Consider the following 11,560-nt stretch of genomic DNA (forward strand, 5'->3'; position numbering starts at 1 on the left):
GAATACATCTATGGCAACAACAGAATTTATCGTCGCTATTGAGTTGGGTTCTTCCAAGATTTCCGGCCTTGCAGGAAAGAAGAACAGTGACGGAAGCATACAAGTGCTGGCCTATGCACATGAGGATGCCACTTCCTTTATCCACAAAGGTGTCATTTATAACATTGACAAGACCGCGCAGGCAGTGACTTCTATCATCAACAAGCTGGAAGGCCAGTTGCACAGCTCCATTGCCAAAGTATATGTAGGCATTGGCGGACAATCATTGCGTACCGTGAAGAATGTGGTGAGCCGCGTACTGGAACAAGAAGGGATCATCTCGCAAGAATTGGTAGACGCTATCAGCGACGAGAATCTCGAAACTCCTTTAGTGGATATGAATATATTGGATGTAGCCCCGCAGGAATATAAAATAGACAACAGCCTGCAGGCAGACCCGGTAGGCGTAGCCGGAAAACGTATCACCGGACAGTTCCTGAATATTGTGGCTCGCACTTCCCTTAAAAAGAATCTGGAACATAGCTTTGAGCAAGCCAAAGTGGAAACCGCCGACCTGCTTATTGCTCCGGTAGCCCTTGCGAATGCCGTACTGACAGAAGGCGAGATGCGTTCGGGATGTGCTTTGGTTGACTTCGGGGCGGATACTACTACCGTATCGGTATATAAAAATAATATTCTCCGCTTCCTCAGCGTATTGCCGTTGGGTGGTAATAACATAACCCGCGACATTGCTTCCCTGCAAATGGAAGAAAGCGAAGCCGAACAACTGAAACTGAAATATGGCGATATGCTTTATGAGGAAGAAGGGACGGATACACCGGCTGTTTGTACGCTTGAAGATGGTCGCAACATTGAACTCAACGTACTGAACAACATTATTGAAGCCCGCGCCGAGGAGATTCTTACCAACGTATGGAGCCAACTGCAATTGTCGGGATACGAAGACAAACTGTTGTCCGGTGTCGTCTTCACAGGAGGAGGAGCCAATTTGAAGAATCTGGAAGAGGTTTTCCGTAAACGCAGCAAGATGGACAAAGTGAAGACTACCAGGTTTGTCCACAATACGATTCATGGTTTCGGCGATATATTGAAGAAAGACGGCATGCAAAACACGTTGTTAGGATTACTCGCCGCAGGAAATGAAAACTGCTGCCTGCAGGAAGCAAAGCCTGCCGCAACTGCCACCACTGCGACTGCTGCTCCGGCTTCGACGAAACCTACCGATATGTTTGACGATGATGAAGCTCTGAAAGAACAAGCTGCCGCCGCCCGCGCTGCCAAGGCTCAACGTGAAAAAGAAGAGAAAGAGCGCAAGGAGAGAGAAAGAAAAGAAAAAGAAGAGAAGAAAAAGAAGAAAGAAGGCCCCAACTGGTTTGAAAAGACCTTCAACAAACTTTCTAATGAGATATTTTCGGATGATGACTTGAAATAATTAAAATCCTATTAATCATGGACGATATAGTAGAATTCGATTTCCCGACAGACTCGCCAAAGATTATCAAGGTAATCGGCGTAGGCGGAGGTGGAGGTAATGCCGTAAACCACATGTACCGGGAAGGTATACATGATGTGACGTTCGTACTGTGTAACACCGATAACCAGGCGTTGAAACAGTCTCCCGTCCCTGTGAAACTGCAATTGGGACGCTCTATCACTGAAGGGCTGGGTGCAGGGAATCGTCCCGAACGCGCCCGCGAAGCCGCTGAAGAAAGTAGCAAAGAGATAAAATCTCTGTTGAGCGATGGTACGAAGATGGTATTCATCACTGCCGGAATGGGTGGAGGAACCGGTACGGGCGCTGCTCCTGTCATTGCCCGCATTGCCAAGGAAATGGACATCCTGACTGTTGGTATTGTTACCATTCCTTTCATTTTCGAAGGTGAAAAGAAGATTATCCAGGCATTGGATGGAGTGGAACGTATTGCCCAACATGTAGATGCGTTGCTGGTTATCAATAACGAGCGTCTGCGCGAAATATATTCCGACCTTACTTTCATAAATGCTTTCGGCAAGGCGGACGATACATTGTCAATCGCTGCAAAAAGTATTGCTGAAATCATCACCATGCGCGGAACGGTCAACCTTGACTTTGCCGATGTGAAGACCATTCTCAAAGACGGTGGCGTAGCTATTATGAGTACCGGCTTCGGCGAAGGTGAAAGTCGTGTGACAAAGGCCATTGACGATGCCTTGCATTCACCGCTACTGAACAACAATGATATTTTCAATGCGAAGAAAGTAATGCTGAATGTATCGTTCTGCGAGAATTCGGAACTGATGATGGAGGAGATGAACGAGATTCACGATTTCATGAGTAAGTTCCGCGAAGGCGTAGAGGTGATTTGGGGAGTAGCTGTAGACAGTACCTTAGACAGCAAAGTGAAGATAACCGTACTTGCCACCGGCTTCGGTGTGGAAGATGTGCCCGGCATGGACAGTATCCTCGAAAAGCGCAATCAGGAAGAAGAGGAACGCCAGCTTCAACTGGAAGAAGAGAAAGAAAAGAATAAAGAACGTATCCGTAAGGTTTACGGCGAAAGCGCCAACGGCATTGGTAGCAAGAACATTCGCAAGCGTCGCCATATCTATATCTTTAATCCTGAAGATATGAATAATACCGATATTATAAGTATGGTGGAGAATTCTCCGACTTACTTGCGTGATAAAAGTATGCTGAATGCTATTAAGGCGAAGGCTGCCGCCAAGGAGCAGATGGCTGCGCAAGAAGCGCCGGAAAGCGAAAATGTGGGAGGGGTTATTACCTTTTGATTAGCAGTAAGGGATTAGCGTTTAACGTTTAACGTTTAGTGATTAATGTTTAGTGATAAGTGATTAACCACCAATCACTAATCACTAAACATTAATCACTAATCACTCACCATTAATCACCATTTATATTCAAGTACTTAAACAATAATAAAACAAGCGTATGGATTTATTTGAAAGAGTCAGCGAAGACATTAAAACCGCAATGAAAGCCCGGGATAAAGTGGCTCTCGAAACATTGAGAAACATAAAGAAAGTATTTCTGGAAGCTAAAACCGCTCCGGGAGCCAATGATACTCTGACCGACGATGCTGCATTGAAAATCATACAGAAGTTAGTCAAGCAAGGTAAAGACGCAGCCGATATTTATGTGCAGCAAAGCCGTCAGGATTTGGCAAATGACGAGTTAGCCCAAGTGAAAGTTATGGAAGCTTACCTCCCCAAACAGATGACTGCCGAAGAACTGGAAGCAGCTTTGAAAGAAATCATTGCCGAAGTCGGCGCAAGCGGTGGTAAGGATATGGGTAAGGTAATGGGAGTCGCTTCCAAGAAGCTCGCCGGACTTGCCGAAGGTCGTGCCATCTCTGCCAAAGTAAAAGAATTGCTTGGATAAGGATTTGCCACGAAAGATATTTTTCACCCGCAGATTAGGCAGTTAACACAGATTAGGTATTATTGCGAATCAGGAGTTAGAGGAGTTAAAGGAGTTATCAGCCAACAAGTTGGCTTAGAAGTTAAAGCTGATACTAAGGTTATATGATTCACGGAGTATCGGCTTTAACTCCTTAACGACTAACGAAGTGATAACTCCTTTAACTACAGCATGAATAATGCGGGTTAACTACTGCTCTATGAATAATACGCATTATCGCTTTTCGGTTTCTTTCGCATTTTTCACAACGTTGCAATTCTTATTTCAAAATACTATCCTTATATTTGCCGCACATTTTCAGAAGAACATTTCATAATAACAGGGAATATTCCTCATAATAATAAAAGTACAACTCCGACGCTGAATATGGATAGCAATACAAAGAGGTGGCAATCAGTAATTCTTGCAGGACTAATGTTTTTCTTGTTCGATGCTTATGCGGGAAACCGTGCTTGTGCAGAGAACAGAGAGTTCAGCAACAGTGTATCGGAAACCAACGACAGTGTACCGGAGAGAAGTAATACTGCTCCGGATAGTAACCCGAAGAAGACCTCTTTCACGCAACGCTTTATCCATAAACTTGGTGTAGAATACCGTCCGGGATACATTTTCCCTACAAATTCTTTTCTTGCCGGAGACAACCGCATATACGAACCTTTCCAATGGGGATACTCCGCCCATCTGAAATATGCATTCCAATTTAAGCCCAATACAAGGGCCGACCGGATTTACGGCGGCGCTTACCAAGGTATAGGCGTGGGTTACTACGACTTTGGCAGCAAGGAAGAACTGGGCAATCCAACTGCCATTTACCTTTACCAGGGAGCGCGCATCGCACGGATTACTTCACGGTTGTCACTCAATTACGAATGGAACTTCGGTCTATCATTCGGTTGGAAACCTTATGACCAGTACGAAAACCCGAACAACACTGTCATCGGTTCAAAGGCTAACGCGTATCTCAACGCAGGCGTACAACTGAACTGGATGGTGATGCGCCAGGTTGATTTGATTGCCGGAGTTTCAGCGACACACTTCTCCAATGGCAATACCAAATTCCCGAATACGGGTTTGAACACGATAGGCCTTAAAGTAGGTGTGATTTACAACTTCAACAGGCCGGAAGAGGCATTGACCAAACCGGTGTATCAAACTCCCGTACCGGAATTCCAACGCCATGTCAGTTATGACTTAACCATGTTCGGTTCATGGCGACGGAAAGGCGTATTTGTATCAGAGGGGCAGATTGCTTCGCCGCATTCGTATACGGTGCTTGGCTTTAACTTTGCCCCCATGTACAACATCGGATATAAATTCCGTACGGGTGTATCGCTGGATGGTGTGTACGATGCCAGCGCCAACGTTTACACCATCCCCGGTAACGGTGATGAATGTTACCAACCCCCTTTCGACAAGCAAATAGCACTGGGAATTTCCGGACGGGCTGAGTATGTTATGCCATATTTTACCGTGGGCGTAGGAATAGGCGCCAACATTCTGCATAGTGGCAATGACCACAAAGGCATCTATCAGGTACTGACTCTGAAAGTGGAACTTACCCGGAGTTCATATCTCCATATCGGATATAATCTGAAGGATTTCAAAAACCCGAATTTCCTGATGTTAGGTCTCGGACTACGCTTTAATAATAAGTATCCTACTTCCCATCGCCGATAATAGTGTAGGAGTTAGGAGTTAAAGAAGTTATCAGCCAACAGTTAACTTAGTAGTTAGAAGACCCAATACTCCGGAACATATAACCAAGACTATCAACTACTTACTACTTATTGCTTACTACTAACTACTTGCTACCAACTACTTGCTACTTACTACTAACTACTTGCTACTTACTACTAACTACTAACTCCTACAATATGAATAATGCAACCCAGGAACTTAAAACATTGCTCCGTCTAATATCTTAAGATACAATTCTATTGCCTCTTCTATTTCTTTAATAAAGATAAATTCGTCCGCAGTATGGGAACGGCTACTTTTACCCGGCCCCATTTTCAGAGAAGGGAAAGGCATCAGAGCCTGGTCGGATAAAGTGGGAGAGCCGAACGGTACGCGCCCTAAGCTAACGGCACGCTGCACTATCGGGTGTTCCTCTTCCACATGTGAAGAACTCAGGCGGAAAGAGCGCGCTTTGGCTTCGCAGGAAATATGTTTTTGTATTTCGGCGAAAAGGTCTTGATTGCTGTAGCACTCATTGCTACGGATATCCACGACAAAAGTGCAGCAGTCGGGGATTACATTGTGCTGAGTACCGGCATTTATCTGGGTTACACTCATTTTTACAGCCCCTAACAGTGGAGATACTTTCTCAAAACGATGGTCACGAAACCAGGCGATATCCTCTAATACCTTATATATAGCATTGTCGCCCTCGTTGCGAGCAGCATGTCCCGCTTTCCCGTATGCCGTTACATCCAGCACCATCAATCCTTTTTCGGCAATGGCAGGATGCATCTCTGTAGGTTCGCCCACGATGGCAAAACAGATGGGTGGCAATTCGGGTAATGCGTATTCAATGCCGTTTTTCCCGGAGATTTCTTCTTCACAGGAAGCAAGGTAAATCAGGTTATACATTTGTGTCGTGCGGCATAACCGGAGAAAGACTTGCAACAAACTGACAACGCTTGCACCGGCATCATTACTGCCCAGTCCATACAGCTTTCCGTTACTTTCCAATATGGGCGTAAAAGGGTCTTTCCGCCAACCGTTCACGGGTTTCACAGTATCAATGTGTGAATTCAGGAGCAAGGTAGGCTTGTTCAAGTCGAACATCGGGCTAAGACACCAGACGTTATTGCCTTTCCGTCCGGTTGCCATACCTTGCTGTTCTATATAACTTTGCAGATAATCGGCAGCCTTTTCCTCGTCCCGGCTAAGGGAAGGGATAGCAATCAGGGACTTAAGCATGTCGGTTGCTTCGGAAGCCATTGTGGGAATGTCGTAAGTCATATTCTTATAATTTTCTCGAATTATTTTCTGTATCCTGTTCTTTGGAGTTACAAACGTATATAAAAAACTCGAATTATAAGCATCTTTCTTCCTCATTCTCCTCATTATACTTCTGCACATATTCCTTGGGAGACATTCCGAATTGTTCCTTAAAGGAGTTGGAGAAGTGCGCCAAATTATTAGCACTTCCAGTTTCTCCTCCTGCTGCTGCATACCGCTGAATTTGTTCTTTAACAGCTTCCGGTTGGAAACTTACTAACGAAGTGATAACTTCTTTAACTACAGCATGAATAATGCAGGTTAGTGCATCGCTTCAAAAATACAGTCCGCTTTCTTAATAAATACCGATTATTTTTTATATTTGCATATCCAAATCGTTTATAGAAAAGATAAAACAGAGTATGAATAATCTTCGAATTTTATTGTATATGGCTGTTCTTTCCCTGGTTGCCTGCCATCCGGAAGGAACGAATGTGAAACAGGGATTAGATAAAGCTACTCAACTCATGGAGCAGGATCCTGACACAGCATCCATTATTTTAGAGAGTATCCGGGTAAACCAAATGGATGAAGCCCAACTTGCAGAGTACAATTTGTTGTGTACCCGCGTTAACGAAGATAAGAATATAGCCCATACATCTGATAAGCAGATAAAACAGGCGGTATCTTATTACGAGAAGCACGGCGATGAATATCAGAAATCAAAAGCATATTACTATCTGGCTTGTGTAGAAAGCGATTTAAACCGGAAGAGTGATGCTGAAATTCACTTTAAGGAAGCTATAAAACTTGCTGCATTGACAGAAGAATATGAACACTTGGCAAAAATCTGTAAGCGGTGCAGCCTCTATTATCAGAAATACGGCAACTTTGATGAAGCGCTGGAAATGGAAAGAAAAGCGTATGCCGGCCAGTTGATGCTGAATGACAGCAAGAACAATTCTACTATGATTTTGTCTTCAGCCTTAGGAATGTTCGGTGTAATGTCACTGTTACTCGGACTCTTTTGGAAGAAGAGCCGGCAGGCGCATACCAGACTGGATGTCATCAGGGAAGATATGCAAAAGAAAGAAGCCGAATCGGAAAAACTGATGCTGCAATGTAACCATCTCGAAGAGAGATATCAATCTCTTCAACAACACATCTACGAAAGTTCTCCCGTTATTTCTAAAGTCCGTCAGTTTAAGGAACGAACGGTTTTGTCTTCTAAAATGCCTTCTTTTTCGGAGAAAGATTGGACAGACCTGTTACGGCTTCAAGAGAGTATATATGGTCTCGTTTCCAAATTAAAGAAGATAAGTCCTAAACTTACGGAAGAAGACATAAAAGTCTGCGCCTTTCTGCGGGAAGGAGTGCAACCTGCCTGTTTCGCCGATTTAATGAAACTGACCACCGAAACACTGACGCGCAGAATCTCCAGAATAAAAACAGAGAAGTTGATGTTACTAAACTCTAAAGACTCGTTGGAAGACATTGTCAGATCATTGGGAATGGCGCCGGTGGTATAAGTTAGTCCGTCTTTGTCCGCAACTGTATCTTAATCTACCTGGATATCAATGTTTTATAAACAATTGACGTCCGTATTCGTCCGGCAATAAAAGCATATTGTATATGTATGTTCTATAACTTTGCAAACTAAAAAGTTACAGAACAATGAGCCATTTATTATTTAAACGATGGAACGATTTTAGCGGTTGGGGAATCTTTCTCATAGCAGCTTTTGTCTATGGAATAACCATCGAACCTACCGCAAGTTATTGGGATTGTCCCGAATTTATTTCGAGTGCCGAGAAGTTACAAATAGGCCATCCGCCGGGAGCGCCTTTTTATATGCTTGTTGGAAACCTGTTTACCCATTTTGCAGCCGATGCTTCTCAGGTAGCGGCCATGATTAACTTTTTAAATGCGCTGTTGAGTGCAGGTTGTATTCTGTTCCTTTTCTGGAGTATTACACGGTTAGTGAAATTCTTGCTGTCGGGCGAGGAACACAAACTACCAGAGGAACACAAACTATCGAAGGCTGACGCCATTATCATCCTGGGTTCGGGGGCTGTAGGAGCATTGGTTTACACGTTCAGTGATACCTTCTGGTTCAGCGCAACGGAGGGTGAAGTGTATGCTTTCTCTTCTTTTCTTACGGCTTTGGTGTTCTGGATGATTCTTCGTTGGCAAGATGAATCGGACTCTGTGTCGGGCGACCGTTGGATTATTCTGATATCCTACATTATAGGTCTTTCCATCGGAGTACATTTACTCAATCTGCTTTGCATTCCGGCCATTGTCCTGGTGTTCTGTTATCAGAAATACCGGACTATTTCATTCGGAGGAGCAATTGGGGCAATTGCACTTTCCGGTCTTCTTATTCTATTGATTATCTTTGTCTACATTCCCGGTATGGCCGATGTGGGAGGATGGTTTGAGCTATTCTTTGTCAATGTGTTAGGATTCCCTTTCCATACAGGACTCATCATTTTTCTGGTTCTGGTGTTTTGCTTATTGCTCGGAGCAATTTACCGGTTTAGAAAGCGCATCGTACATACAGCTTTATGGTGTTTGCTTATGCTCACCATCGGATACACCACTTATGCGGTCATACTGATTCGTGCCAATGCCAATACTCCGCTCAACGAAAATGCGCCGGATAATATCTTTACGCTCAAAAGTTACCTGAATCGCGAGCAGTATGGAAGCACCCCTTTACTCTATGGTAAAACGTATGCTTCCGAACCGGAGTATGTGCCCGAAGGAGATTATTACAAGGTAAAAACAGAAAAAGGAAGCGCCGTGTACCGGCCGGATAAAGAAGAGGGAAAGTATAAGATTATCTACTACAGGGAAGATGTATGTTATACTCAAAATATGTTGTTTCCCCGAATGTGGAATGAGCGTCTGGCTTCTTCCTATAAAAGATGGTCGGGAGGAACAGACGGCGTTCCTACACAGAAAGAAAATCTGACGTACTTCATTACTTACCAGCTCAATTATATGTATTGGCGCTACTTCTTATGGAATTTTGCAGGACGTCAGAATGACATTCAAGGAAGTGGTGAGCCTGAACACGGGAATTGGATTACGGGCATTCCCTGGTTTGATAATCTGCGATTGGGCAATCAGGAACTCTTGCCCGAATCTTTACGGCAGAATAAAGGACACAATGTGTTTTATGGCCTGCCATTGCTGTTGGGCTTGCTGGGCATCTATTGGCAATGGACACGAGGGAAGAAAGGCAAGCAGCAGTTCGGCATATTGCTACTCCTTTTCTTCATGACGGGACTGGCCATTGTACTTTATCTGAATCAGCCTCCCGGACAAACCCGTGAAAGAGATTATGCGTATGCAGGCTCATTCTATGCCTTTTCTATTTGGATAGGAATGGGTGCTGCCGGATTGTGTGATTTGCTTCGCAAGAAAAGAGGTTCAGTCGTACAGATTTGCCTATTGATGCTGCTTTGCCTGCTGATTCCTGTGCAAATGGTGAGCCAGACGTGGGATGACCACGACCGGAGTAACCGATATACTTGCCGTGACTTCGGAGCCAACTATCTGATGACGCTTCCAGATACGGGGAATCCTATTATATTCTGCAACGGAGATAACGATACTTTTCCTTTGTGGTATAATCAAGACACGGAAGGGGTGCGTAGGGACGCGCGTGTCTGTAACCTTAGTTATGCGCAAATCGATTGGTATATCTATCAGCAACAGTGCCCCTTGTATGATGCTCCCGGCTTGCCGATAGGCTGGAGCAGGGATCAATATCAGGAAGGCACAAACGAATATGTGCCTGTTCGCCCGGAAGTGAAAAAGCAAATAGAAGAGTTGTACAGAAAGCATCCCGAGGATGCGCGCGATAGTTTTGGAGACGACCCGTTTGAAGTGAAGAATATCCTGAAGTATTGGGTGTTTTCGGAAAGAGAGGAATTTCATGTGATTCCTACCGACACGATAAATGTCCGTATCGATAAAGATGCAGTCATTCGTTCGGGCATCATGCTACCCAAATCCATTCGTCATTTGCAGGGGGAAGAACTGAAAAACGCAATCCCCGACAAGCTCTCTATTCCTTTGAAAGACATACGCACATTGACTAAAGTAGACCTGCTCATGCTCGAAATACTTGCTAATTGCAATTGGGAACGCCCTTTGTATATGGCTATTACCGTAGGTAGCGATACCAGTAAACTGAAATTCGATAATAACTTTGTTCAGGAAGGCTTGGCGTACCGGTTTACTCCTTTCGACTATAAGGCATGGGGAGATGTTGACGAAGCAGACGCCTGTGCAATAGATACAAAGAAACTGTATGAGAATGTAATGAACAAATATAAGTATGGAGGATTAGATACTCCCGGTCTTTATATAGACGAAACGACTCTGCGTATTTGCTATTCTCATCGAAAGCTTTTTGCACAACTTGCCAAAGCCTTGTTGAAACAAGGTTGTACTGTCCGTGCCGGTGAAGTACTTGAATATGCCGAGCAAGCTATTCCTGCTTATAACATCCCTCATGTTTACGAAAGTGGTTCGTTCGACATAGCCACAGCTTATGCTGCCGTTGGCGAAACAATGAAAGCTGTTACTTTACTGAATCATCTGATAGCCGAATCGGAAGATTATATCAATTGGGCTTTTTCATTGGGGGACAGTAAGATAGGAATGGTTCAGCAAACGTATTTATATAAATTCTGGCAATGGGACAAGTACAATGAATTACTGAAAAATACGGATGAAGAAACGTATAAGCAAAGCAACCGGCGATTTGAAGAGAAATATCTAATGTTTACTCAACTAATGAAGAATTACGGAAACTAAGATACTTCAGCAAGCAAAGGAAAATCAAAACAGTTTTTAAACTCAAAGAATATGAAGTCGAAAATAGTAAAAGAGAAAGAACCGGAAACAGGCTTAGGCAGAACAAATTATATTATTCTTATTATTGCCGCCCTGTTGATTATTGCAGGTTATCTATTAATGAGCGGTGATGCGAGTACCCTTACCGCCTATAACCCTGACATATTCAGCCGGTTACGTATATGTGTAGCGCCACTATTGTGTGTATTGGGATATCTGTTGAACGTGTTAGGCATCCTTAAGATTTCAAAAAAGAATATCTTTAAAAGAACTTAGCCTACATTATTCATAGTGTAAGTACTTCGTAATAATTATTGTTACTAT

The 11,560-nt window shown here is 43.8% G+C and carries 8 protein-coding genes; 7 read left to right on the top strand and 1 reads right to left on the bottom strand.

The features are described from left to right. Positions 1 to 10 precede the first annotated feature (10 nt). The 4 genes from ftsA (at position 11) to B2Z67_RS12085 (ending at position 5,095) form a co-directional block, all read left to right on the top strand. Positions 11 to 1,432 carry a cell division protein FtsA gene (ftsA, locus tag B2Z67_RS12070; RefSeq protein WP_291530084.1) on the top strand — a complete coding sequence of 474 codons (1,422 nt, stop codon included), beginning with the start codon at positions 11 to 13 and terminating at the stop codon, positions 1,430 to 1,432. A 17-nt stretch (positions 1,433 to 1,449) separates the two neighbouring features. After that, the gene (gene ftsZ, locus B2Z67_RS12075; RefSeq protein ID WP_291530085.1) at positions 1,450 to 2,769 is read left to right on the top strand and encodes a cell division protein FtsZ; all 1,320 of its coding nucleotides are present in this window, start codon (positions 1,450 to 1,452) and stop codon (positions 2,767 to 2,769) included. Between the two features lie 160 nt (positions 2,770 to 2,929). Further along, positions 2,930 to 3,379: a GatB/YqeY domain-containing protein gene (locus B2Z67_RS12080; RefSeq protein WP_291530086.1), complete on the top strand. Its 450-nt coding sequence runs from the start codon at positions 2,930 to 2,932 to the stop codon at positions 3,377 to 3,379. Positions 3,380 to 3,784: 405 nt separating this feature from the next. After that, positions 3,785 to 5,095 (top strand): acyloxyacyl hydrolase, encoded by a 1,311-nt coding sequence (locus B2Z67_RS12085; RefSeq protein WP_291530087.1) that lies wholly within the window; start codon positions 3,785 to 3,787, stop codon positions 5,093 to 5,095. 219 nt (positions 5,096 to 5,314) lie between these two features. On the opposite strand, the gene B2Z67_RS12090 is transcribed toward B2Z67_RS12085, so the two are convergent. Next, complete coding sequence (locus B2Z67_RS12090; protein ID WP_291530088.1) at positions 5,315 to 6,385, bottom strand: M20 family metallo-hydrolase; 1,071 nt, start codon at positions 6,383 to 6,385, stop codon at positions 5,315 to 5,317. Between the two features lie 401 nt (positions 6,386 to 6,786). Here B2Z67_RS12090 and B2Z67_RS12095 point away from each other — a divergent pair, with 401 nt between their 5' ends. The 3 genes from B2Z67_RS12095 to B2Z67_RS12105 all read left to right on the top strand — a co-directional run bounded on the left by B2Z67_RS12095 (position 6,787) and on the right by B2Z67_RS12105 (position 11,512). Then, complete coding sequence (locus B2Z67_RS12095; protein ID WP_291530089.1) at positions 6,787 to 7,893, top strand: tetratricopeptide repeat protein; 1,107 nt, start codon at positions 6,787 to 6,789, stop codon at positions 7,891 to 7,893. A 145-nt stretch (positions 7,894 to 8,038) separates the two neighbouring features. Further along, entirely contained in the window at positions 8,039 to 11,197 is a 3,159-nt protein-coding gene (locus B2Z67_RS12100) for a DUF2723 domain-containing protein (RefSeq protein ID WP_291530090.1), read from the top strand. Positions 11,198 to 11,248: 51 nt separating this feature from the next. After that, positions 11,249 to 11,512, top strand: a complete 264-nt coding sequence (locus B2Z67_RS12105; RefSeq protein WP_291530091.1) for a DUF3098 domain-containing protein — start codon at positions 11,249 to 11,251, stop codon at positions 11,510 to 11,512. The last annotated feature ends 48 nt before the right edge of the window (positions 11,513 to 11,560 follow it).

It is taken from the genome of Bacteroides sp. UBA939, from assembly GCF_002293435.1.
In the GTDB taxonomy this organism is placed as follows: domain Bacteria; phylum Bacteroidota; class Bacteroidia; order Bacteroidales; family Bacteroidaceae; genus Bacteroides.